This is a genomic window from Micromonospora sp. NPDC047738 (assembly GCF_040642675.1).
In the GTDB taxonomy this organism is placed as follows: Bacteria; Actinomycetota; Actinomycetes; order Mycobacteriales; family Micromonosporaceae; genus Micromonospora.
This window is the reverse complement of the sequence record NZ_JBEYSO010000004.1, coordinates 146,764-170,760: the sequence shown is the minus strand read 5'-3', so window position 1 is coordinate 170,760 and position 23,997 is coordinate 146,764. Positions and strand designations below refer to the sequence as shown.

18 protein-coding genes are annotated in these 23,997 nt (G+C 70.9%); 9 read left to right on the top strand and 9 right to left on the bottom strand.

The window, feature by feature from the left end; translation table 11 throughout:
• Nucleotides 1-46 precede the first annotated feature (46 nt).
• A complete protein-coding gene (locus ABZ783_RS08990; protein WP_357435566.1) occupies nucleotides 47-4,105 on the top strand; it encodes a ThuA domain-containing protein in 4,059 nt (1,352 codons plus the stop codon).
• Nucleotides 4,106-4,517: 412 nt separating this feature from the next.
• Here the strand turns inward: ABZ783_RS08990 and ABZ783_RS08985 are convergent, their stop codons facing one another.
• Nucleotides 4,518-5,099, bottom strand: coding sequence for an HD domain-containing protein (locus ABZ783_RS08985; RefSeq protein ID WP_357435564.1), 582 nt, complete (start codon nucleotides 5,097-5,099; stop codon nucleotides 4,518-4,520).
• A complete protein-coding gene (locus ABZ783_RS08980) occupies nucleotides 5,096-6,226 on the bottom strand; it encodes a helix-turn-helix transcriptional regulator (protein ID WP_357435562.1) in 1,131 nt (376 codons plus the stop codon). Before ABZ783_RS08980 ends, ABZ783_RS08985 begins: the two co-directional genes overlap by 4 nt.
• Before the next feature lie 200 nt (nucleotides 6,227-6,426).
• On the opposite strand from ABZ783_RS08980, the gene ABZ783_RS08975 reads away from it, so the two are divergent.
• The 3 genes from ABZ783_RS08975 (at nucleotide 6,427) to ABZ783_RS08965 (ending at nucleotide 7,194) form a co-directional block, all read left to right on the top strand.
• Nucleotides 6,427-6,633, top strand: a complete 207-nt coding sequence (locus ABZ783_RS08975) for a hypothetical protein (protein WP_357435560.1) — start codon at nucleotides 6,427-6,429, stop codon at nucleotides 6,631-6,633.
• Entirely contained in the window at nucleotides 6,630-6,809 is a 180-nt protein-coding gene (locus ABZ783_RS08970; protein ID WP_357435558.1) for a hypothetical protein, read from the top strand. The genes ABZ783_RS08975 and ABZ783_RS08970 overlap by 4 nt, the downstream gene beginning before the upstream one ends.
• Before the next feature lie 211 nt (nucleotides 6,810-7,020).
• Complete coding sequence (locus ABZ783_RS08965) at nucleotides 7,021-7,194, top strand: hypothetical protein (RefSeq protein WP_357435556.1); 174 nt, start codon at nucleotides 7,021-7,023, stop codon at nucleotides 7,192-7,194.
• Between the two features lie 81 nt (nucleotides 7,195-7,275).
• Here the strand turns inward: ABZ783_RS08965 and ABZ783_RS08960 are convergent, their stop codons facing one another.
• A complete protein-coding gene (locus tag ABZ783_RS08960; protein ID WP_357435555.1) occupies nucleotides 7,276-9,702 on the bottom strand; it encodes a M14 family metallopeptidase in 2,427 nt (808 codons plus the stop codon).
• Nucleotides 9,703-10,152: 450 nt separating this feature from the next.
• Between ABZ783_RS08960 and ABZ783_RS08955 the strand changes: the two genes are divergently transcribed.
• Entirely contained in the window at nucleotides 10,153-12,069 is a 1,917-nt protein-coding gene (locus ABZ783_RS08955; protein ID WP_357435553.1) for a Xaa-Pro dipeptidyl-peptidase, read from the top strand.
• Between the two features lie 45 nt (nucleotides 12,070-12,114).
• On the opposite strand, the gene ABZ783_RS08950 is transcribed toward ABZ783_RS08955, so the two are convergent.
• Nucleotides 12,115-13,347, bottom strand: coding sequence for a helix-turn-helix domain-containing protein (locus ABZ783_RS08950; protein WP_357435552.1), 1,233 nt, complete (start codon nucleotides 13,345-13,347; stop codon nucleotides 12,115-12,117).
• Between the two features lie 290 nt (nucleotides 13,348-13,637).
• Here ABZ783_RS08950 and ABZ783_RS08945 point away from each other — a divergent pair, with 290 nt between their 5' ends.
• The 4 genes from ABZ783_RS08945 (at nucleotide 13,638) to ABZ783_RS08930 (ending at nucleotide 17,925) form a co-directional block, all read left to right on the top strand.
• Nucleotides 13,638-14,528: a dihydrodipicolinate synthase family protein gene (locus ABZ783_RS08945; RefSeq protein WP_357435550.1), complete on the top strand. Its 891-nt coding sequence runs from the start codon at nucleotides 13,638-13,640 to the stop codon at nucleotides 14,526-14,528.
• 244 nt (nucleotides 14,529-14,772) lie between these two features.
• The gene (locus tag ABZ783_RS08940) at nucleotides 14,773-16,830 is read left to right on the top strand and encodes a M6 family metalloprotease domain-containing protein (protein ID WP_357435549.1); all 2,058 of its coding nucleotides are present in this window, start codon (nucleotides 14,773-14,775) and stop codon (nucleotides 16,828-16,830) included.
• Between the two features lie 67 nt (nucleotides 16,831-16,897).
• Nucleotides 16,898-17,329: a hypothetical protein gene (locus tag ABZ783_RS08935; protein WP_357435547.1), complete on the top strand. Its 432-nt coding sequence runs from the start codon at nucleotides 16,898-16,900 to the stop codon at nucleotides 17,327-17,329.
• On the top strand, nucleotides 17,326-17,925 hold the full coding sequence (locus ABZ783_RS08930) for a TlpA disulfide reductase family protein (RefSeq protein WP_357435545.1): 600 nt from the start codon (nucleotides 17,326-17,328) through the stop codon (nucleotides 17,923-17,925). Before ABZ783_RS08935 ends, ABZ783_RS08930 begins: the two co-directional genes overlap by 4 nt.
• Before the next feature lie 14 nt (nucleotides 17,926-17,939).
• Here ABZ783_RS08930 and ABZ783_RS08925 read toward each other — a convergent pair whose 3' ends face one another.
• The 5 genes from ABZ783_RS08925 to ABZ783_RS08905 form a co-directional block, all read right to left on the bottom strand.
• A complete protein-coding gene (locus ABZ783_RS08925) occupies nucleotides 17,940-18,608 on the bottom strand; it encodes an HAD family hydrolase (RefSeq protein ID WP_357435543.1) in 669 nt (222 codons plus the stop codon).
• 27 nt (nucleotides 18,609-18,635) lie between these two features.
• Entirely contained in the window at nucleotides 18,636-19,235 is a 600-nt protein-coding gene (locus ABZ783_RS08920) for a YdeI/OmpD-associated family protein (protein WP_357435541.1), read from the bottom strand.
• Nucleotides 19,232-21,565 carry a transglycosylase domain-containing protein gene (locus ABZ783_RS08915; protein ID WP_357435970.1) on the bottom strand — a complete coding sequence of 778 codons (2,334 nt, stop codon included), beginning with the start codon at nucleotides 21,563-21,565 and terminating at the stop codon, nucleotides 19,232-19,234. Before ABZ783_RS08915 ends, ABZ783_RS08920 begins: the two co-directional genes overlap by 4 nt.
• A gap of 228 nt (nucleotides 21,566-21,793) precedes the next feature.
• Complete coding sequence (locus ABZ783_RS08910) at nucleotides 21,794-22,474, bottom strand: hypothetical protein (RefSeq protein ID WP_357435540.1); 681 nt, start codon at nucleotides 22,472-22,474, stop codon at nucleotides 21,794-21,796.
• Between the two features lie 149 nt (nucleotides 22,475-22,623).
• Nucleotides 22,624-23,877, bottom strand: a complete 1,254-nt coding sequence (locus tag ABZ783_RS08905) for a hypothetical protein (protein WP_357435537.1) — start codon at nucleotides 23,875-23,877, stop codon at nucleotides 22,624-22,626.
• Nucleotides 23,878-23,997 lie beyond the last annotated feature (120 nt).

Below are 23,997 nucleotides of genomic sequence, written 5' to 3'. Positions count from 1 at the left end.
ATGGACGACCCGGAAGAACCTGTCCCTCAAACCAGGAGGAGTCGAGATGGCCGACAGACGCCATTTCCGGTTCTCCCGATGGGTCGGACGCTCCCGCGCCGACTCGACGGGATCCACCACCACACCCACACCATTCACCCCGGCTGCAGCACGTCGTACCCGCGGGCGCCGGATCGGCGCCCTGGCGTCGAGCGCCGCCCTGGCGCTCGGTGTGCTGGCCCTGCCCGCCCAGGCGGTCACCCCCGCGGCGGCCGCCGCCGAGGCCGCCGCGGCGGTCAAGGTGCTGGTCTTCCATGGCCCGGTGGACAAGCAGGACGACCCGGTCGCCCGGGCCACCGCCACCATCCGTGAGCTGGGCGAGCAGCAGGGCTTCAGCGTCGACGACTCCGCCGACCCGGCGGTGTTCACCTTCGGCAACCTGGCCCGCTACCGCGCGGTGGTCTTCCTCTCCGCCAACGGCGTCACCCTCAACGAGGCCCAGGAGGCCGCCTTCCAGGCGTACGTGAAGGGCGGCGGCGGTTTCGTCGGCGTCCACGACGCGGCGCGCGCCCAGCCGGAGTCCTCCTGGTTCACCGGCCTGATCGGCACCCGCCCGGCCGCCAGCCTGCCGAACGCCGAGAAGCCCGTCTCGGCCACCGCGAGCGCGGAGAACCCGCCGAACGAGACCGCCGCGAAGGCCATCGACGGCTCGACCGGCACCAAGTGGCTGACGTTCAACCCGACTGGCTGGCTGGCGGCGAAGCTGGCCAAGCCGGTGGTGGTGAGCCGGTACGCGCTCACCTCGGCCAACGACTTCCCCGGCCGCGACCCGAAGAACTGGACCCTGCAGGGCTCGAACGACGGCTCCACCTGGACCGACCTGGACAGCCGCAGCAACGAGACCTTCCCGCAGCGGTTCCAGACCAAGCAGTACAGCTTCACCAACACGACGGCCTACCAGCACTACCGGCTGAACGTCACGGCGAACAGCGGCGAGCCGCTGGTGCAGCTGGCCGAGCTGTGGCTGATCGGGCCGGACGCCGGGCCCGCGCCGGACAGCACGGTGCAGAAGGCCACCATCGACCTCACCGACCGGCAGCACCCGGCCAACAAGGACCTGCCGCTGACCTGGACCCGCTCCGACCAGTGGATCAACTGGGACCCCAGCCCGATCGGCAAGGTCCACACCATCGCCCAGGTCGAGGAGAACACCTACAACCCGGGCCTGAGCGGTAACGGCGCCTTCCACCCGATCTCCTGGTGCCAGGACTACGAGGGTGGCCGGTCGTTCTACACCGGGATGGGCCGGACCGAGGCGAGCTGGACCAGCGACAAGCAGTTCCAGGGCCACCTGGCCGGGGCCATCAAGTGGTCGGCGGGCCTGGTCCGCGGCGACTGCCAGGCCACCATCGCCTCGAACTACCGGATCGAGCGGCTCACCACCACCAACCAGTCGGGGCAGCTCGACCAGATCGGTGAGCCGCACGGCCTCACCATCGCCCCCGACGGCAAGGTCTTCTACATCGGCAAGGCCGCCTGCCCGAGCGGGCCGATCGTCAGCTGGGACGACCCCAAGGTCGGTCTGGGCTGCGGCACCATCCACCAGTGGGACCCGAAGACCAAGCAGGTCAAGCTGCTGACCACCCTCGCCGTGATGGGCAACCGGGGCAGCGGCAGCGAGCTGGTGAAGAACGAGGAGGGCCTGGTCGGCATCACCCTGGACCCGAAGTTCGCCCAGAACGGCTGGGTCTACGTCTACTGGATGCCGCACGAGTCCATCGACCGGGACAAGCGGATCGGCAAGCGGACCGTCTCCCGGTTCACCTACGACGCCGCAAACCAGACGCTCGACCAGAGCACCCGCAAGGACCTGATCAGCTGGGACACCCAGATCCACAGCTGCTGCCACGCCGGTGGCGGGATGACGTTCGACGAGAGCGGCAACCTCTACATCGGCTCCGGTGACAGCAACTCCTCCGGCGGCTCCAGCGGCTACTCCGGCAACAACTGGACCCAGGACTACAAGGGCACCTCGTTCCAGGACGCCCGGCGTACCTCGGGCAACACCAACGACCTCAACGGCAAGATCATCCGGATCCACCCGGAGCCGGACGGCACCTACACCATCCCGGCCGGGAACCTGTTCACCGGCAAGGAGGAGGGCGGCGGCAAGACCCGCCCGGAGATCTACGTGATGGGCGTGCGCAACATCGCCCGGATCGCCTGGGACCCGGTCAACCACTGGCTGACCGCGGCCTGGGTCGGCCCGGACGCCGGCGCCCCGGACCCGCAGCTCGGCCCGGCGAAGTACGAGACCGCCACGATCATCACGTCGGCGGGCAACCAGGGCTGGCCGTACTGCATGGGTAACCGGCAGCCCTACCGGGACCGCAGCAACAGCGACGCCAACGTGCTGACCGGCTGGTACGACTGCGACAACCTGAAGAACGAGTCGCCGCGCAACACTGGCCTGGTCAACATCCCGCCCGCCCGGGACAACATGATCTGGTACTCGCCGCAGGGCGGTGGCCCGGTCTACCCGAAGCGGACCGACGGCAGCGGGCTGCCCTCGTACGTGGTGGGCGAGGAGACCTTCACCCAGCCGTACCTCAAGGGCGGCGGTCAGGCCATCATGGACGGCCCGACCTACCACCGGTCGAAGGTCGACACCGACAGCGGCGTCGCCTGGCCGGCGTACTGGGACAACAAGTGGTTCATCGGTGACGAGTCCAACGCCAACAACCGGATCGCCGTCACGGTCGACCCGGCCAAGGTCGCCAGCGCCGGCCCGCCGGCGTTCGCCGAGGACCTGCGCCAGATCATCCGCTCCGGCAGCGGCGGCACCCAGCTCCAGTCCTGGATGGACGCCAAGTTCGGCCCGGACGGGGCGCTGTACATGCTCGACTACGCCGGTGGTTTCTTCAGCCTCCACTCCAACCAGAAGCTGATCCGGATCGTGTACACCGGTGGCGAGGCGACGCCGCGGCCGAGCGACGCCACCTGGCGGGCGGTCACGCCGAGCCAGCCGAAGACGATCGCGTTCTCGTCGGCCCGGGCCGGCGGCGTGGCGTGGGAGTGGAACTTCGGTGACGGCAGCGCGCCGTCGCGGGAGGCCAACCCGACCCACACCTACGCGGGTTACGGCACCTACGAGGCCACCCTCAAGGTGACGTACGCCGACGGCCAGGTGTCCACCGCGAAGATCACCGTCACCACGGGCTGCCCCGCGCCGGACACCCGCAAGACGGTACAGCTGCTGGACACCGACACCGGCGTGGCCAACCACGTGGCCGGCGGCGGCTGCACGATCAACGACCTGATCGACGACGAGCGGAACTGGACGAACCACGGCCAGTTCGTCAGCCACGTCGCCGACGTGGTCAACGACCTGCGGGCCGGCAGCATCGTGGACAACAAGGAGGCGCAGAAGCTGCAGACCTCCGCGGCCCAGTCGAAGATCGGCAAGGTCGCCGGGTACCAGTCGCTCTTCGACGGCACCGCGGCGTCGCTCGCCGACTGGCGGCAGGCGCCCAGCGGATCGTTCACCCTCCAGCGAGACGGGACCATCCGCAGCTCGGGCGGGCTCGGCATGCTCTGGTACGCCAAGGACGAGTTCGCCGACTTCTCGCTTCGGCTGAAGTTCCGGGACGTGTCCGCCGGCACCACGTACGCCAACAGCGGGGTATTCACCCGCTTCCCGGACCCGCGGATCCCGCTGGACCAGCGGCCGGCCGGCAGTTGCGGCACGGTCGGCTCGGCCCGGAGCTCGCAGGCCTGGGTGGCGATCTACTGCGGCCATGAGATCCAGATCTACGACGGGCCGACCGGCGAGGTGCAAAAGACCGGGTCGATCTACAACTTCGACCCGCAGGGTCTGGACAAGGCCGGGGCGACCCCGAAGGGCCAATGGAACGACTACGAGGTCCGGGTGGTCGGGCAGCACTACACGATCATCCGGAACGGCGTGGTGATCAACGAGTTCGACAACACGCCCGGCAAGGCGTCGTCCCGTGCGGGTGACCCGCCGACCGACCTGCGGCAGTTCCTAAGCGGGTTCGTCGGGTTGCAGAACCACGGTACGAACGACCTGATCGAGTTCCGCGACGTGCGAGTCCGCTCGCTGTAGTCCAGTCGGCGCCGGGCACGGGTTCCACCCGTGCCCGGCGCCCTCGCCACGCGACTCTTCATGGATTCGTCGTCGATGTCGGCGCTGGCGGGCATCATGCGTCTCAGCGGATTTGAGCAAGCAGGAGATCCTCCGCTGCCTCAAGCGCTACATCGTCCGAGAGGTCTGCACCGCCCTATGCGCCGACTCGTCGCCCCCACCCCTTGACATGCAGTCGCCAGTGCGCTAACCCTCCCCATGCACTTGAGGGCAGTCCCGTTTCGCGTTCCGGAGAAACTGCTGGTACCTCTCAAACCGCTCGAACGCTGGCCTCAAAGCTTCGTGTGGCACGCCCAACTCTGCCAGCAGTCGAGCGGTCATAAGCCACACATGCCGATCAGCCGGTTGCAGTTCAACGCATAGTGAGGTGGGGCTACTCCGGCGACTCGGGTGGGTTGAGCCAGGCGAGGGGTTGTCCGTTGAGGGCGGCGTCGGCGAGGCGTTGGGCGGATGTGGTCTTGAGCGCCGCGCGTGAGCTGTCGATCCAACGTTGGACGTTGTCGATGCCTTGGTGGCGGTATTCGACAGCTTGGACGAGGCATTCGAGCTTGTCGGCGTCGCGGGCGACGGTGGCTTCGAGGGTCTCGCCGGCTTCGTATTCGGCGACGGCGGCGGTGATGACGTCGGCGACGGCCGGTGGGCAGTTGGCGACCTGGTCGGCGGTGACGGTGGTGTTGGGTGCGGCGGTGAGGTAGCGCTTGGCGATGTGGGGGATGTCGGTGATCCGGGTTTCCTGGGTGTCGTGCAGAACGCAGAGCATGGACACCCGGGCGGGATCGGCGCCCTCCATGGCGGCGAGCATCATGCCGATGAGCGCAGTCCGGAAGGAGTGTTCGGCGATGGATTCGGGGTGCTTGACGCCGGCGAACCACCAGCCGGTGCGCGCTGCGCGTTTGAGTACGCCCGCTTCGAAGATGAAGGTCATCGCTCCGGCGGCGTCATGGTCGTCGCTCATCTGCCCGTCCCTGTGCCGGTGAGTCCGTCTGCTCGCAGGCTGTAGACGATAGACGTTAGTTCCCGGCGGGACTGCGCGGAGATTCGGTCACTGTCCAGGAGCGTGGCGCTGCGGTCAACGAGGGCCCGCCCGGCGCCGGGATCGTCGAGCGCGAGGCCGCGTCGTACGGTGAGCAGGGCCCAGAGGTTGTGGATGTTGAGGTCCACGAACGGGTGCCCTGGCTCCAGGCGCTGGACCAGGTGCCTGAAGAGCAGAAAGCCACGCCAGTCGCGGAGGGTGGCAGGCATGAAGGAGTCGTCGCGCTGGCGATACGGGATCTCGCCGACCCAGTAGGCGGAGTAGTTGAGGGCCGCTCGTTCGCAGGCGTCGTCCGGGTGCGCGCGGGCGATGAAGTCTCGCAGGGGTTCCGGGTCGCCCTGGTTGGCCAGCGAGGTGACCACTGAGCGGGCGTCGGGCCACAACGGCGACCAGGTGTGGAAAGCGGTTGTCCGGCGGGCTGTTCGGGAGTTGCTCTGCGCGAGCCAGGCTGCGGAGGCCCCGGTGGGGTCCATCCCGGCGAGGAAGCAGGCTTGCCGGTGCAGCAGGACGTTCGGGTGACGCTCGGCGGCGCACCGGTCAGCGAGCACGTGAAGGTGGCCGAAGAAGATGGGTCGCTGGTCGGCGGGCAGGAGCGGCGCAGTGGCCACCGGGCCCCGTCGGTGGTGGGGTGTGGGGAGGTTCCTGAGGAAGGTGGGGGTCTGCCCGAGGACGGCCCAGAGGATCAGGTCGGCTAGGCGGTGCGTGAGCACAGACCAGCCGAGAGGCTGCTCGGCAACGTTTGTGCGCTCCACGTGGTCGTCGAGGACTGCGGTGAGGATGAAGTCTGCTTCGGCTGCGTCGTCGAGAGCCGCGAGCATGGCCGTGTTCGCGCCGAGCCGTCCGAGCCTTTGGCGGATCGCGATCGCCTGTCCGAACGACACGGCGGTGAAGGGTCGCCGTCCTGACTCCCAGCTCTGCACGGTCGCGCGGTCGAGGCCCAGTTCAACGGCGAGTTGCTCCTGGGTGAGCGGGATGGACTCGCGGATCAGCTTCAGCAGATAACCCGTTACCTCGCCGCGCTGGCGCCCTGATCGCCCGCGACCTGACATCTGGCATCCCTACGTTGACCGGTGGTCGACGTTCCCGCCTGAACCACCCTCGTGGCGGGAATCATGGCCTGCTCACTCGTACCGCTGGTGAGTCCAACCATCGTCGCCGTGATCGTAGCGTCGCAGTTACCGAACGTTCCACAGCCGGTCCCGTGGTGCGGGTCGGTCCTGTCGCGATGCCTGGCGAAGGGAAGACAGCGATGCGGTACAGAACACCGCCGTGGCGGCGGGTCACCTACGACCAGTACCTCAGCGCGGTCGCCATGACGCTGGCGCGGCGGCACCGACCGGCCTGGTCCTGGCGGAGGTGGAAGTGGGTCTGCCGATGTGGAGCGGATCTGCCGTGCCGCAGCCAGCACCGTATCCCGATCAACCGCGGCCACTGGCCCGCGGAGGAGGAGCAGTGAGCAACGACGATGAGCGGCGGATCCTGGCCGCACATCTGCCGGGGACCGACGGCCTGTGCACCGGGTGCCGCGCGTGGTGGGCGCGGCTCACTCCGTACCCGTGCTGGCAGGTCGAGTGGGCGACCAGCCGGCAGGCGCGGCACCTGACGGTGACGGTGCTCGGAGGCCAGGGGTGACCACGCACGGTCCTGTCCTCCCGATCTGGAGCTGCGGCGGCTGCGACGCGCCCTGGCCGTGTCGCACGCGGCAGCGGGAACTGCGCGCGGAGTTCGAAGGGGCGCCGGTGTCCCTGGCCCTTTATCTGGGTGCCCACTTGATCCGTGCCTCGGAGGATCTGGCCTGGCTCCCGGCGGGAGTGCTGCATCGACGCTTTCTCGGCTGGATCAGGTGAGCATCCTGCGGCCGGGTGATGAGAAGTTCCACTACAGCGACGGCTCCCACCGGTGGATCCCGCCCGACCCGGACTACGACCAGGAGGTCTGGCACGAGCAGGTCCGCCAGCATAAGCAAGCCCACCTGAGAAACAAGCGCCCAGAGGTTCGCATCCAACGGCTGGCCTGATGCCAGCAGCGATGTACGGCAACGGCCGGTTGCCGGGTACGGGGCGTGCGCCGCCGTACCCGGCACCCGGGTCGGTTTCCGTTAGCTGGTGGGCAGCACCGCGCTGCCCTTCAGGAAGTTCTTGCCCGTGCCGTCAGCGCGGTAGTTGTTCTCCACGTTGCCGGCCGCGTCCACCGAGAACCAATGGATCTTCGTACCGACGGGCAGGGTCAGCGTCTCTCCGCCTTCCCGGATCCCCGCCGACGCGTAGAGCTTGGACGCGTAGGTCGGTGCGCTGCCGTCGACGGTGTAGAACACCGCGGCCGGCTCGCTCACCGTGAACGTCACGTCCACCATGCCGGCCGTGGCGCTGGGCTTCACCGACAGGCCGCTCTTCGGCCGCTGGTAGTCGGTGTCGAAGTCCCGGGCCACCCGCATCAGCTCGACGAGGCCGTTGGAGAACTCCATCGTCTCCTGGTGCGCCTCGTCCCACCCTGGCTGGAACGACGTGCCGACCTCGAAGTTCCAGGCGTAGATGCCGTACTTGTACCAGAGCATGTCGCCGGAGTTGCCGGCCGCCGAGTACAGCACGTCGGAGATCGGGCCCGTCCGGGCCGGCGTCACCGCCATGTTGCGCTGCCGCTTGATCGCGGTGAGGATCCGCGACGAGGCCCCCCAGAAGAACGACTCCTCGGCGAGGGTCGGGCGGGGCGCCGAGATCCGGCCCGGGGTGGCGTACGCCCCCGGCGACCACATGAAGTAGTTGCCGGAGGAGTGCAGGTTCATCGAGAACTTGATGTTCTTGTGCTGGGCCAGCCAGTCGACGTTCTTGTCCTCCGGCTCGGACAGCTCACTCGGGCCGGCGTAGGTGTCGCTGGTGCAACTGCTGGACGCGCCCGAGTAGCCGTCGAAGAGGCTGTACTCGGTGTAGTTGCGGTTGTTGTCCACGCCCCACGAGTTGCGGGCCAGCGCGTCGGCCGACCCGGTCAACGGGCAGTGGTTGGTCATGTTCCGACGCTGCGAGTTGAAGTCGTAGAACGAGTAGTGCCCGCCGTCCGGGTTGACCGACGGGGCGATCCAGATGTCCAGGTTGTTGAGCAGCTGCTTGGTGTGGCCGTCGTGGCCGTAGTTGCGCAGCAGCCGCTCGGCGGTCTCGACGGCGACCAGCGGCGGCACCCACTCGCGGGCGTGCTCCTGGGCGTACGCGAGGACACCCGTCTTGGACCCGTCGCGGACCTTGCCGATCCGGATCGCGTACACCGGGTGAGGATCGCGGGAGACGCTGGCCGGCGCCTTCAGGTTGTCGGTGAGCACCGTCTTGGCGGCGGCCGCGACCACACCGGCACCGGCGTCACCGCGGTAGGTGTACGCCCGGACCAACGACCCGGCGTTGGCGTTCAACGCCGCGGCGACCTGGGCCGCCGTGCTGGTCAGTGCGCCGCTGGCGTTGGTCGCCAGGCTGACCCTGATGTCCTTGCCGGTCACGCTCACCGACAGCGGGCGGCTGGCGGCACCCGGGTTGACCAGTTCGACCGAGATGCCATTGCCGCCCTCGTGTCCCCAGGCCAGCGAGTCGACGGCCACCCGGTTGGCGTTCGTGGTGCCGAGCACCACCTGCGCCTTGCGGCGGTAGCCGTTCGTCTTGTACGGCAGCTCGACGATCTCGGCCAGGTCGGGGAACTCGGCGGCGAGCTGGTGGATCCGTGCGTACAGCTCGGTCGGGGTCAGGTAGCTGGTGACGAAGTCCTTCTGGTAGCCGGGGCCCTCCGGGTTGTCGGCCGGGATGGGCAGCCACTCCTTGACCTGGGCGATGGCGACCCCACCGGTCGGGCTGGTGATCCGGATCCGGTCCGGCCGGGTGGTCACCGTCGATGCGCCCCGGTGGTACAGGTAGACGCCGGCGTCCACGAAGCGGGAGATGGTCTGGCTGCCGCCCGAGCCGAGCTCCGTGCCGGGGCCGCTGTCCCGGACGACCGTGAGCGTGCTGGTCGAGGTCTGGCCCTGAGCCCACTTCGCCTCGACCGACAGGATCTGGTTGGTCCCCGAGGTGTAGTAGTCGGCGCGGATGATCTTGACGTCCGAGGTCTCGGAGGTCTGCAGGGCCGCGGTGAACGCACGGTTCTCGGCGACGTGCGCGGCGATGGTCGCTTCGCGTTCCTCGACGCGGTCCGCCGAGTCGCTGGGCCGGAGGAGGGTCTCGCCGAGCCGGTAGCCCCGGGCGCGGAGGGCCGCGGCCTCGGTCGAGGTGACCACCGCGTGGACGACGATGCCCTGTTCGCTCTGTTCGACGTGGTGGTCGAGGTCGACGCCGGTGGCGACGAGTTCGTCCAGCTCGTCGCGGTCGGCGAGCAGGACCTCCACCACGCTGGCCGCCTCGTCGGGCAGCCGGTTCAGTTCGGTGCTCGCGCCGGCGTCGTCGGCCGGTGGCGTGACGGCCGAGGCCGGGCTGACCAGGAGCACGGCCGAAACGGCCGCGATCGCGACGACCGGTGCTCGCCAGCGGCGGTCACCGGAGTTCGGCATTCGCATAGTTGCCCTTTCTGTCGTGGGTACGGAACTGCGAGCGACGGTCGGTGGAATCGGGGTCCCACGTGCTGCTGCGGAGGTTCGGCACGACCGACGGATGAGGGCCGGCGGAAATCGCCTACCGGCGCCGGTGCGGCAAGGCGGACCAGCGCCGGAAATTGAAACCGGACAGGTGTCCGGGGTGGACGATCGACCGGCGGGTGGGGCCAATCCTCAACTCACGTCACGCGCTGTGTCAATGACTGTTCGTCACGAAACGATGAATGCCGGAAGTCGTGCTTCCGCCCTGCGACAGGCGTAGGAGCCGAGGGCGGCCATCTTCCACAGGTGTCCGATGACCTGCGCATGCGGCGATCCGTAGGTTCGGTGCGACCGTCGGGGCGGTGGCGGGTGCCCGCCGAACGGAGGGGTTCAAAGCCGCTGGTCGACGGCACTGTGGGAGGAGGAGCACGGATGCAAAGAGGAAGACGCGCCTGGCGGGCGTCGGTGGTGGCCCTGGCGGTCGTGGCCACCGGCCTGCCGGCGAGCGGCGCACTGGCCCAACCGGGCGCCGACGAGCGCGCTGAGTTGGTGATTTCCAACGGCGTCACCCAACCGGCCTTCGGTTATGCCGACGCCATTCGGGAACGGATTTTCGTCACTTCTGATGTCGACACGGACGGCGACGGCAAGCTCGATGTCGTGGCCATGGACATCATGCGACCGAAGGCCAGTGAGAACGGGCTCAAGGTCCCGGTGGTGATGGACGCCAGCCCGTACTACTCGACGGTCTGCCGGGGCAACGAAAGCGAGTGCAAGGCTGACGTCGACGGGGACGGGCTGAACGACAAATGGCCCCTCTTCTACGACAACTACTTCGTCCCGCGCGGCTACGCGATGGTCCTGCTGGACATGATCGGCACGAACAACTCGACCGGCTGCCCGGTCACCGGTGGTCGGGCCGACAACATCAGCGCGCCGACGGCGATCGACTGGCTCAACGGGCGCCGGCCCGGGTACGACGCCGCCGGGCGGGAGGTCGTCGCCGACTGGCACAACGGCCGGACCGGCATGATCGGCAAGTCGTACGACGGCACCCTGGCCAACGCCGCCGCAGCGAGCGGGGTGGACGGGCTGACCACGATCGTGCCGATCTCGGCCATCTCGAGCTGGTACGACTACTCGCGCAGCAACGGCCTGGTCACCCGGGCGAACAACTACTCGGGCAGCCTCGCCAACACGGTCACCAACCCGGCCCGCCGGGCGTACTGCGCGCCGGTGCGGACGGCCCTCGGCCAGGGCGGCGACGACGTCACCGGGGACTACAACGACTTCTGGGCGGAGCGCGACTACGTGCCGCACGCCGACCGGGTCAAGGCCAGCGTATTCGTCGTGCACGGGATCAACGACGACAACGTCCGGCCGGACCACTTCAGCAAGTGGTGGGAGGCGCTCGGCGCGCAGGGCGTGCCGCGCAAGCTCTGGATGACCGGCACCGGCCACGTCGACCCGTTCGACTTCCGCCGGACGCAGTGGGTCGACACCCTGCACCGCTGGTTCGACTTCTGGCTGCAGGGCATCGACAACGGGATCATGCGGGAGCCGGCCGTCGACATCGAGCGGCTGCCGGACGTGTGGGAGACGGCCGCCACCTGGCCGCTGCCGAACACCCAGCCGACCCAGGTGTTCCTGCAGGCGCCGACCGCCGGTAACGCCGGCGGGCTGTCCGTCAAGTCCGGTCCGGGCAACGCGAAGGCGACCTTCCAGGACACGCCCACGATGAGCCAGACCAACGCGATCCGCCACCCGTCGGACCCGGCGGCGAACACCGAGAACCGGCTGGTGTTCCTCTCCGCGCCGCTGAAGGCGCCGCTGCACATCTCGGGCACCCCGATCGTCAAGATCAACGCCACCGTCGACGGCGAGGACACCAGCTTCGCCGGGCTGCTCGTCGACTACGGCACCCGCCAGCGCTTCAGCACCGCCGGCGACGGCGTCCGGACGCTGACGGAGGAGGACTGCTGGGGTGAGACGGCGACCTGGGGCGGCTTCGCCGAGGACGCCTGCTACAAGAAGGTGGAGAAGAACATCGCCACCAACCCGCAGGAGCTGGTGACCAAGGGCATCATCGACGGCCTCAACCTCGCCTCGCCGTCGGTGTCGACGCCGCTGGTGCCCGGCCAGAAGACCGAGGTCGACCTGAACCTGCTGCCCGAGGACTACGTCTTCGACGCCGGCCACCAGATCGGGGTGGTCCTGCTCGGGTCGTACTCCGGCTACAGCAGCCGGGCCAAGCAGAACCGGGCCCACATCACCGTCCACTTCGACCGCAGCCGGATCACCCTGCCGGTGGTCGGCGGTCGGACGGCGGCGGTGGCCGCCGGCCTGTAAGGATCGCGGGGCGGGGCACCGGGCAACCGGCGCCCCGCCCCGACGTCATCCACCCGGCTGGTACTGGCCGGTCAGCCGGCCCAGCTTCAGGGCCAGGTGCAGGCAGAGCCGTTCGTTGCCGTCCTTGAGGTCGGCCTCGGCGAGCAGTTCCACCCGCTGCAGCCGGTAGTAGAGCGTCGTCCGGTGCAGCCGCAGCCGTTCCGCCGTGGCATGCGCGTTGCCGGCCAGGTCGAGGTAGGTCTCCAGGGTCTCCAGCAGCACCTGGTGGGCCTCGTCGCCCAGCAGCCGGCCCAGCCCCGGATGCACTCGCGCGACGTCCAGATGGCGGGCATCCATGCCGGACAGCAGCCGGTAGATGCCCAGTTCGGGCCACGGCACCACCGGACCCAGGGCCGGCAGCTGGACACCCACCCGGGCCGCCTGGAACGCCTCCTGGTACGACAGCACGCTGTCGTACAGACGCGGTCGGGCGTCGCCGATCCCGAGGACCGTCCGGGCCACCGACGCCAGTCCCCGAATGGCCCCGCGCAACGCCTGGTCCAGGTGCGCCGCGGCGTCCTGTGCCGCCAGGCGGCCGGTGTTCCGCCCCCCGCACAGCAGCAGCACCCCGTGGTCGTGCCGGACCAGGTGCAGCGTCTCGCGCGACCCGACCCAGTGCCGGGTGGCGACGAGGGCGTGCTCCAGGGCGATCCGGGCGGTGTCGTCGAGCATCTCGTCCTCGGCCACGACCAGCTGGGCGACCAGTGCGGTGACCTGACCGTCGCTGGTGACCACGCCGTCGGTCAGCAGCGACCGGACAGCCTCCCGCCGGGCCTCCGGGGACTCCACCAGCAGCGTCCGGGTCGCCTCCGCCTCCCGCTGCGAGGCCAGCTCGCCGAGCAGGTTCTCCCGGTAGAGGGCCAGCGACAGGTCCGGCATCGCCTCGGCCACCGCCGAGATGTCCTCGTCGGTCATCCCCGTGTTCTCGTCGATGAACCACACGAAGCCCAGCAGCAGGTCCTGGTGCCGTATCGGCACGCACACCCGGGGCAGGAGATCCAGTTCGGGGCAGGCCGGGGTGCGGACCGGCTCCCGGGCGTCCATGATCCCGATCTCCCGGGCCCAGGCGATCACCTCCGGCGTGGTGTGCCGACGCAGGATCGAACTCCGGCGTACCCCGTCGAGCACCCCGGAGTGCTCGCTGTAGACGACCACCCGCTGACGCCGATCCTCGATCAGAGCCGGCCGCTTGACCCGCGCCGCGACCCGGTCGACGATGCGTTGCAGCTCCATGCGCATGCGCTTCCCCCGGCCAGCCCGAGGCCCGCGGTGTTGCCGCTCGGCTCCGGCTGGCTGTTGTGCTGGTAGGACCGTTGGCCTACCTTCCGATGATGTTGGCCGGCGCGCAATCCCCCGTGCCGGCAGCGCGACACCCGTATCCGGTACCGCCCGAGCAGTTTCGGCATCTGTCGGAAGACCGGCGGCCGGTGATGTACCTAACGTGTGCGTTTGCCGGCCCGACGGGGGCCAGGGCGGGCCGTCCTGCCGACTGGGTACGGCTGCGGAGTGTCCGAGAAGGGAACACCGTCGTGGCCAAGACCAGGCCCTGGCAGGGCGTCATCGTCGCCATTCCCACCCTGTTCCGGGCTGATCTGTCGGTCGACTACGACCGGCTTCAGGAGCACGTGCGGTGGCTCGCCGACGAGGGCTGCCAGGGGGTGACGCCGTGCGGCTCGCTGGGGGAGTACCGGGCCCTGTCCGACGGCGAGCGCACTGACGTGGTCCGCGCCGTCGTCGAGGCGGCACCGGCCGGCTGCGCGGTGGTGCCGGGCGTCGGCGGGTACGGCAGCCGGCAGTCCCGGCGCTGGGCCGAGCAGGCGCGGGCCGCGGGTGCGCAGGCGGTGCTCGCCCCACCACCGGTCGATTACCCGGCCGGTGCCGCCGAGGTCGTCGCCCACTACCGCGAGGTGGCCGCGGTCGGGCTGCCGGTGGTGGTGTCCGACGATCCGGTCGACGCGCGAACGGACCTGACGCCGGAACTGCTGGCCCGCGTCGCCGAGATCGACGGCGTGGTGGCCGTGCGGGAGTGCGACGTACGCCGGCTGCACCGCGTCCGTGACCTGTGCCCCCACCTCGACGTGTTGGCCGGCGCGGACGACGTGCTGCTGGAACTGACCGTGTGCGGGGCGACCGGGTGGATCGGGCACTGCGCGAACGCCCTGCCCCGGCTCAGCCGGCGCCTGCACCGGCTGTGCGCCGCCCGCGACCTAGCGGCGGCGCTGCCGCTGTACGCGCAGCTGCACCCCCTGCTCAGCTGGGGCTCCCGGCCGGAGGTGGTCCAGGCCGTGAAGCTGGCGATGCGGCTGGTCGGGCGGTACGGCGGGCCGTGCCGGCCGCCCCGCGGCGGGCTGTCGCCCGAGACCGAGACGCAGTTGTGCCGGGACGTGCGGCGGGCGCTGCGGGTCGATGCCGACGGGTAGCCGCGACGGGCATGCCCGCGATGCCGTCCTGCACGTGTCGGAAGTGGTCGGTCCACCTGCCGACATCTGCACGGTGACCGGTGCGCCGGCCGGCTCCTAGATTCGGATCGGGTGTGATCATGCGGGACGGCGACCCCGTCCGTCTCGCGACAACTCCGGCTCGGGCGCGTCTGACGCCGCCCGCGATCCGGAGCCGTCGCCCGATCGCCCCGCCGATTAAGCCCTCGACCTGAAAGGTGACCCGATGCACCTTCTACCCCCCAGGCGTGCGGTGTGGCGTTCGGTGCTGGCCGCCGCGGTCGCGTCCGTCGTGGTCGCGTCCGGCGCCACCGGGCCGGCCTCCGCCGCACCGGACGTGTCGCCGGACGGGCCAGGCCCGTTCCAGGCGATCGACGCACAGAACTGGCAGAACCCCGACAAGATGACCTGGGACGACTACGTCCAGGTGCCGAACAAGAACTGGAACGACCCCGCCGTGCGGGGGTCGATCCGCAACTTCAAGATCGCGCTGGTCACGCTCGACTACCCGGACCAGCCGTTCGTCGTCACCCAGCCGGCCAAGTCCTCGGTCTTCGGCAACCCCCAGGCGAGCGCCTCGAACATCCCGCGGGACCAGGTCCCGCAGTTCTACAGCGACTTCCTGAACAAGCCGAACGAGCTGAACCGCGGACACACCCTGCACGAGTACTGGATGCAGGACTCCAACGGCCGCTACGGCGTGGACCTCACCGGGTTCGGGCCGTACAAGATGCCGTCGAAGTCGTACCAGTACGGCATCGACAACGGCTTCAACCCCGGCGCCTGCCCGTCGGGGGACACGTGCGCCAAGAACATCCGCACCGACGGGCTGGGCGCCTGGCGCGCGGCGGTCGGTGACGAGGTGGCCAACAGCTACGAGCTGGTCTTCATCCTCTCCGCCGGTCAGGACGAGTCCTCGACCTGGCAGGAGTTCGGCCAGATGATGTTCCAGAACAAGGAGGACGTGCCGGACGCGTGGGGCCCGCCGGACCCCAACCTGCCCAACTACGCCAAGACCCGGTACGTCGACTGGACGTCCTGGAAGGCGGCCGCCACCATCTGGCCGAACGCCGGCGGTGGCTCGTCGACCCAGGCGGAGAGCTCGGGCATGGGCACGTACGCGCACGAGCTGAGCCACCTGCTGAGCATCGGCGACAACTACAACAACCCGTACGGCGTGCCGTTGCGCCGCGCGTACACCGGCATCTGGAGCATGATGTCGCGCGGCTCCTTCAACGGTCCGGGCGGCCCGCACACCCGCTGGCAGATCCCGCCGGTCAACGGCGGCGCGATGGGGTCGCTGCACACGCTGCGGGACAAGCTGAAGATCGGGCTGCTCGGTGAGGAGCACGCGCTGCGGCTGTCCCGGGAGGGGCTCGCCTCCTCCGGCCTGGTCGTCGCCGACGTCACCGCCCGCGCGGTGGACGCTGGCGAGGGCGGCCTGACCGGCATCAACATCGCCATGAACCAGGACCGCTCCCCGGCGTGCAGCACCACGACCGACCCGCTCTGCGACGGCGGCCGCTACAACAACTACACCGTCGAGGTCGTCCAGCGGATGGGTGCGGACTCGTTCACCCCGGACAACGGCGTGCTGATCAGCAAGACCAAGAACACCGACAGCGCGCCGTTCGTGTGGGTCGTCGACGCGAACCCGCAGGACATCGACATGGTGGACTTCTACCAGCCGAACGGCACCCCGCAGAAGATCACCATGGGCGACTACCGGCAGCTGTCCGACGCGCTGTTCCACGCCGGCGCCAACTCCGGCAGCGAGTACGAGTACTTGGACGAGGCCAACCGGCTGCACTTCTACGTGCTCAACCTCCGCCGGGACGCCGACGGGGTGCTGTCGTACACGGTGGCGGTCCAGTCGCTGGACGGCGCCGGCCCGAGCGAGCACGGCGTGGCCCTGTCCAAGGGCTCCCTGATCACCCGGGGCAAGCCGACCGACAAGGGCGCGTTCTGCACGTTCGACCTGACCAACACGGGCAAGTACGTGGCCGGCGAGCAGCAGCACCCGGAGGACGCCAGCAAGTACCTGCAGTCGGACGTGTACCGTCTCTCGGCGAGCGTGCCCGGCAAGGGCTGGCAGGTGGAGCTGCCGAACGAGCTGGCCACGGCCAAGTTCGGCGCCACCACCGGGGTCAACGTCTCGGTCGGCGCCACCGCCGACGCGGCCGCGACCACCCTGGTGACGCTCACCGCGACGTCGGTGAGTGACCCGAGCAAGACCGTGACCAGCCAGTGCCGGGTCGAACGACCCCGGGCGCTGATCAGCTGACCCACGAACGGCCCGGGGCGGTGGGCGTGTCCCGCCGCCCCGGGCCCCCCGACCGTCTGGAGGACAGATGCGGCGCCTGCTGGCAGCGCTGTTGCTGCCGTCGCTGCTCACCGGCGCAGTGGCCGGGTGCGGCGGGGCTGAGGAGGCCCGATCGGCGATGACCGTGCGGGTGCTGGTGCGGGACATCAACATCCGGCCGGTGGGCGTGGAGTGCGCGGGCACCGGCCCCTACACCCACTTCCACAACCGGGCGCCGTTCCAGGTGATCGACGCCGCCGGGCGGACCCTGGCCGAGGGCTCCCTGTCGTCCGGCACGTCCGTGGCCACGTTCGAGGAGGACCTGGAAGTGGAGCGCGTCCCGACGTACTGCGAGTTCTCGGTGCCGGTCAACCTGGCCGCCCGGGACGCCTACCGGCTCGTCGTCGACGGCCGCCCCCCGATCGATCTTACCCGGAACACCAGCGAGGGGCCGGCGCTGGTCGCCGTGGTGCCCTCGTGACCCGCACGTACGCCGTCCGGCTGGCGGCCGTCGCGCTCGCGTTCGGGGTGGTGTTGTCCTCGGCCGCCTGCTCGGGCGGCGACGAGGCGCCGGCGCGCACCGAGCCGGTTGTCGGTGGGGCGGCGGCGCTGCCCGGCCCGGTGCCGGCGGGTCTGGCGCTGCGCCCGGTCCCGTCCGGCGTGCCGGGCGCCCCGGCCGTTACCGGCCGGCTCACCGACGGCAGTCGGCTCGCCTTCGCCGACCTGTGGGCCGACCGCCCGGTCGTGCTGGTCTTCTTCAGCTCGTGGTGCAGCCTCTGCGCACAGCGGCAGGACGCCCTGAGCGAGCTGGCCCGCACCCACCGGGACAAGGTCGTCTTCGTCGGGGTGGCCACCGAGGACAAACCGGAGGACCTGCAGCGCTACCTGCGGGAGCACCGGGTGGAGTATCCGGTCGTGGTCGACGACGACGGTGCGATCTGGCGGTCGTACGCGGTCCGCGAGCCGCCGACCGTGGTGGTGGTCGCGAAGGGCGGTGCGCTGCTGCGGGGCTGGCCGGGCGGCGTGGACGGGCCGGCCCTCGACGGCAAGCTGCGCGAGCTGGTGCTGGCCCCCTGACCCGGGGCCCGTATTCAGGGGCGTCGCGCCGCGAGCCGCGCCACGGCGTCCACCACCTCGGGGAACGCCTCGATGAACAGGTCGACGTGGCGGGGCTCGAAATCCTCGCGCCGCCGTACGCCGCTCTGCAGGCAGCCGACGAAGGACAGCCCCGCCTTCCCGGCGGCCTCGGCGTCACCCGGCGAGTCGCCCACGTACACGCACTCGTGCGGGGCGAGCCCGGTGCGGGCGAGCAACTCGTCGAAAGCCCGAGGATCGGGTTTGCGGTACCGGGTGTTGCCGGCGTGGAAGACGGCACTGACCCGCTCGGCCAGGACGTGGTCCGGCGCGAGCAGGTGCGCCATCTCCGACTCGGTCCGCGAGGTCAGAAGCATCACCGTCCGCCCCGCCGCCACCAGCCGGTCCAACGCGTGCAGGTTCTCCGCCGGGATCACGTCGAGCCGGCCGGCCGCGACGTAGCGGCGCAGCACACCCGCGTACGCCGCCGCGAACTGGTCCAGGTCCACGCCGGGCGAGCGCTGCCGCATCGCCTCCAGCAGCGGCTGCCCCCAGGTCGCCAGGTGCACGGCGCGCGGCATCGGTGCGCGGCCGATGCGGCTCAGCACCTCGTTCTCGAGCTCGAAGCACGCCGCCTCGGTGAGGCACAGCGTGTCGTCCACGTCGACCACGACAGCCCGGATCACCCGACCAGGGTAGAGCGGTGGGGTCCGCTATTCGGCGAGTGTCCGGCGCTGCGGGTAGACGGTCTCGCCCCGGGCCAGCATGGCGACGAACTGGGCGATGCGGCGTTCGCGGGTGTCGGCGCGTTTGGCGCCGGTGAGGCGGTGGAGGATGGCGTACCGGTTCTGGGCGGTGAGGATGTCGAACATCGCGCGGGCCCGGGGCTCCGCGGCCAGCGCGGCGGCGAGGTCGGAAGGGACCTCCGCGGTGGCCGGCCCCGGGTACGCGGCGTCCCAGCGGCCGTCGGCCTTGGCCCGATCCACCTCGGCGATCCCGGCCGGGTGCATCCGCCCCTCGGCCAGCAGCCGGGCCACGATGCCGACGTTCCGGGCCGACCATGAGCTACGCGCCCGCCGCGGGGTGAACCGCTGCCGGTAGGTGCTCTCGTCGCGCCCCTTGACTTGGCCGTCGATCCAGCCGTGGCAGAGCGCCTCCTCGAGCGCCTGGTCGTAGCTGAGAGTGGTCGGCCGCTGGCTGTCACGTTTGGCCAGCACCAGCCACACCCCGGCGGGGTCGGCGTGGTGTTCGCCGAGCCACCGCCGCCAGGCGGCGGCATCCGGGACGATCAGCTCCGGCAGCTCACCCGTCACGCGGTACCTCCCGGTTTTCGGCTCTTCGACGGCGACAGGGTGGGCAGCGGGGGCAGCGACGGCGACCCCGTCGGATCCGGTGTCGGCGGCTCGGTCGGGCTGGGGCTGGCGTCCGAGGGCGTCGCGCTCGGCGTCGGGCGCACCGTCGGCCGGGGCGCGGAGGTGGTCGGCGCCGGCTGTGCCGGGCCGGTGGTCGACGGGGCGTCGTCCGGGAACTTCGGGTCCTCGAACCGGTACTTGTCCGGGTCGAGCTTGAGGGACGCGGTCGCCTGTGCCATGAACTGCCGCCAGATCGGCCCGGGGCCGCTGGAGCCGTACACCTCGTAGCTGCCGTCCTTCGTCCGTAGCGGCTTGCCGTCAGTGGTGCCGAGCCAGACGGCGGCCGCGAGGGGCCCGGTCCAGCCGACCATCCAGGTGTGCACGTTCTGCGTGGTGCTCTGCCCGGCCTGCCAGGTGCCGGTCTTGCCGGCGGAGTCCCAACCGTTGTCCAACTTGGCCGCCTTGACCCGGCGCAACGTCCAGTCGAGTTGGTTGAGCGCCTCCTCGTCCAGCCCGAGGTCCGTCGTCCTCAGCTGCTCGCTGTAGATCTTGTCCTCGCCCTTGGTCACCGACCGGACGAAGTGCGCCTCGGCGCGCTTGCCGCGGGCCGCGAAGGTGGCCATCCCGTTGGCGTGGTCCTGCACCGTGATGCCGTACTGGCCGATGCCGACCTCGGTGGAGAAGCGCTTCGCGACCTCGTCGGTCGGCTCGTCGCGCAGGTCCACCCGTTGCGGTTGCGGGTTGCCCTTCACCGTCTCCCACATCGAGTCGACGCCGGCGCGCTTGGCCATGTCCATGACCTTCGCGATGCCCAGCTTCTCGGTCAGCTCGAAGTAGGTGACGTTCAGCGACGCGACGGTGGCCTCCCAGAGGGCGCAGTTCGGCTGGCAGGGCGCGTGCTCGGCGTTGCGGATCGGGCCGGCCGGGCTGTCCTTGGTCCGCCCCGACTCGGGGAACTCCTTGGTGTCCGGCGAGTCGAAGTGCTGCTTCACGGAGATCTTGTTCTCGACGGCGGCAGCCAGGTCGTACACCTTGAACGACGAGCCCGGGGGGTGCTGGCCGAAGCCCCGCGCCTGCCCCTTCTCGTCGTAGTACCAGCCGGCGTAGTCGGCGCCGCCGGAGCCTCCGTTGCCGCCGTAGTAGCCGAGCACCCGGCCGCTGCCCGGCTCCACCGCGACGAGCGCGGCCTGCCAGTTCTTCGGCTGGTCGCGGACCGCCTCCGGGGCGGTGCCGCGGCGGATGTCGGCGGCCGCCTCGGCGGCGTCCTGGACCCGCTTGTCGATGGTGGTGACGATCTTGTAGCCGCCGTCGCGGATGACCTCGTCGCTCTTGCCCCGGAACTGCTCGGTCTGGCGCAACTCGCTGAGCACGTGCTCGACCACCAGGCCGGTCGGCCGGTCCAGCCCGGACTGGCCGGCGTTCGGGTCGATCGGCTTCACGTCGTCCGGGTACGCCAGGTTCGCCGCCTCGTCCCGGGTCAGGTAGCCGAGCTTCACCATGCCGTCGCGGATGTAGTTCCAGCGGTCCATCGAGTTCTGCCGGGCCTTCGCGTTGCGCCGCGGGTCGTAGCCGGGGGAGCCCTCGGGGTCGTTCGGGTCCGCCTCGGGTTGCTTCACCATCGCGCAGAGCACCATCGCCTCCGCCTGGGTGAGCTGCTGGGAGGCCGGCGCGTCGCGGCGCACCGTCTTGCCGAAGTAGGTCTGCGCGGCCGCCTCGATCCCGTACGCGCCCCGGCCGAACGGGACGGTGTTCAGGTAGAAGCCGAGGATTTCCTCCTTGCTGTACTTGTCGTCCAGCTTCCAGGCGATGACCGCCTCCCGCAGCTTCCGCGAGTAGGTGACCCCGCGCAGGTCCGCGGCGACGCGGGCGTACTGCTGGGTGATGGTGGAGGCGCCCTGCCGTTGCCCGCCGGTGAGGTTCGACCAGGCGGCCCGGAGCACGCCGCTGAAGTCGATGCCCTTGTTGGTCCAGAAGCTGCGGTCCTCGGCCGCCACGATGGCCTGCTTGGCCGAGTCGTTCATCTGGTCGTAAGGGACGATGGTGCGGTTCTCCGCGCCCAGCTTGGCCATCGGCGTGCGGCCGTCCGCGTAGTAGACGGTGGTCGACTCCGGGAGTTTGAGGTCGGTGGGCGTGGGCACGCTGTCGAAGTAGTAGCCGCCGGCCACCAGGCCGGAGCCGGCCAGCACCGCGAAGAGCGCCAGGAAGACCAGTATCCGCCGGCGTCGACGCGGCCGCCCCGGGCTCGGGGCGGTGGCACCGCCAGTGTTGCCGTTGTCACCGGTTGGAAGCATCCGCACCCGATACCCTCCGACTGCTCGGCCGAATCGTGTCCCTGCCTCGGGCCGCCAGGCTAGCGGACCTGCGCTGACCCCGCCGGCAGTCGCCGTCGCCGGGTGTGACATCAATCGCTGAGGAACGACTCGGCTACCCGGCGTGGCCACGGTGACGGCACCGAACGCCGCCGCGACGGTGACCGGGCCGGAGCGGCATCCCGGTCACCGTCGCGGATCCGGCCCTGCTCAGCCCAGCGTCCACCCGTGCACCGGGCCGTTACGTGGCAGGGCGAGTGGGCGCCGCGCCGACGGGCGGGCGTTGCGGCTTTCCCGGCCGCTCCAGAACGGCGGCAACCGCCACATCGAGTGCATGGTCGTGTGGCCGTCGAGCGGGAAGGCGTCCCGGTGGCGGTATCCGTGCCGCCAGAACAACTCACGGTCGTCGTCGGTGACGACGTCCGCGTACGTCGGCAGGCTCAGCGTGTCCATCCAGCGCTGCGCCGCGCTGAGGACGGCCGCGGCGCGATCCGACTCCGCCGGGCCCGGCGCAGCCAGCAGGGCCAGATGGTTGTGCGGCTCGGTGGGCCGCCGCGCCGCGAGGTTCCGGCCGAGCAGGAGGAAGCGGTCCGCGTGCGCACCGCACGCGTCGGCGAGCCGGTCGGCGTACCGGGCCGGGGGCGGGATCGGCCGGTAGCGGTGGAACCAGACGGTCGCGGCCGTGCCGTCCGGGAGCAGGAACGCGTCGCCGAAGAGCAGCGCGTGTTCGATCCAGATCCGGGCCACGGCGGTGAGGATGGTGGGCCGGCGCTGCTCGTCGGGGACGAGCCAGGCGCCGAGGTTGGTGGGCGCGAGGGCCTCGGTGACGAGATCGGCGATCCGGCCGATGTCGCACCACCGGGCCCGGACGACGGGCATGGTCACGTTCATGGGTAACTCCTGGTCACCATCGTGATCGGGTACGTCGATTGGGAGTGCCGGCGTCGTCGCGGGCCGGCACGGGCCACCAGGGGCCGGCAAGGCATACGGGTACGCGGAGGTCGCCGGTGCCGCACGGACGGCACGGAGCGGCCCGCCGGTCAGGCGGGCCGGGTGCCCGGGCGGGGCGAGCGGGAGGGGAGAGCGTCGCCGCCGGTCGGGTGGCAGCGGCGCCCGGTCAGGCTGGGCGGGGTCCATACCGACGTGGGGGCGTCGGCCGGGCTGCCGTGGACGGTGCCGGACGAGCCGGATCCGCTGGTGCCGGGGGTGGGCGTGGCTGGCGCGGAGTCCGCGTCCGGTCCGGGCGGGCGCGGCGCGTCCAACCCGGCGAGGTGCGGCAGGGACGAGAGCTGTGTCGTGGTGTGCCGGTCCGTCGGGGCGCTGGTGGGTGCGAATCCCGAGGCGGGTCTGGCCGGGGCGGCGACCAGCCCGGCGACCAGCCCGGCGACCGGCCCGGCGACCGGCCCGGCGACCGGCCCGGTAGCCGGCCCGACGCCGCCTGGGTTGGCGCCCGGCATCGGGTCGCCGACCGGGCCGCCCGGCGGCGTCGTCGCGGGCGGTGCCGTTGCTGGCGGATCCACGAGGTCGGTCACCGGTTCAAGGACCTCGAGTACGGGATCCAGCGGCTCGAGCACCGGATGCAGCCCTTGCCAGATGGGCGAGAGAACCGGGGCGAGTGGCTCGGTCACCGGACGGAGGGCGTCGGCCACCGGGGTGAGCACGCCGACCCGCACGGGATCGGTGACCGGCCGTAGCGCGTCGGCCACGGGGGTGAGCGCGCCGACCTGCACGGGGTCGGTAACCGGCCGTAGCGCGTCGGCCACCGGGCTGAGCACCCCGGTCCGGACCGGGTCGGCGACCTCGCCCAGGGCGTCACCCACGGGTGTCAGCACGTCCCCGCCGAGCAGCCCGGCGGCCGGGCGGGGCGCCTCGGCCGGCTTCGGCGTGCCTGCCGGTGCCGGTGGCTCCACCTGCCGGGCCGGCGGGGCGGATACCCGGCCCGGTCGGGCCGCGGCCCCGTCCGGGGCCGGATGGCTGGGCGCCGTCGGGGCCGGCGGCGGCGCCGGGCGGGAGCCGGGTGCCGCCGGCGGGGCGGGTGGGGCCGCGACGTCGGTCGGCGCTTCCGGTGCAGGTGGGGGTGTCACCGCTGCGAGGGCCGGGCGGAGGACGCCGGTGAGCAGGTCGACGGCGGTGTTCACCGGCGCGGCGTCCACCGGCGCGGCGGGCGGCCGGTCGGCGGCGTAGGCGGCTGCGGTGGTGGCGGCCTCGTGGGCGCCCCAGGCCGCGACGACTCCGCCGAGCAGGAGCCCGAGGCGCAGCGCGACGCACGTCCACCGCCCGCCTCGTCGACTCATCCCAGCGCCCCTCCGACCCCCGGCCATCGCCGGCGATCAACGTCCGTACTCTACCGAACGCGGTCGGCCGATCACAGTCTGCGGCTGATCGGAATCGGGCGCGACGCGGCGCGGTGAGGC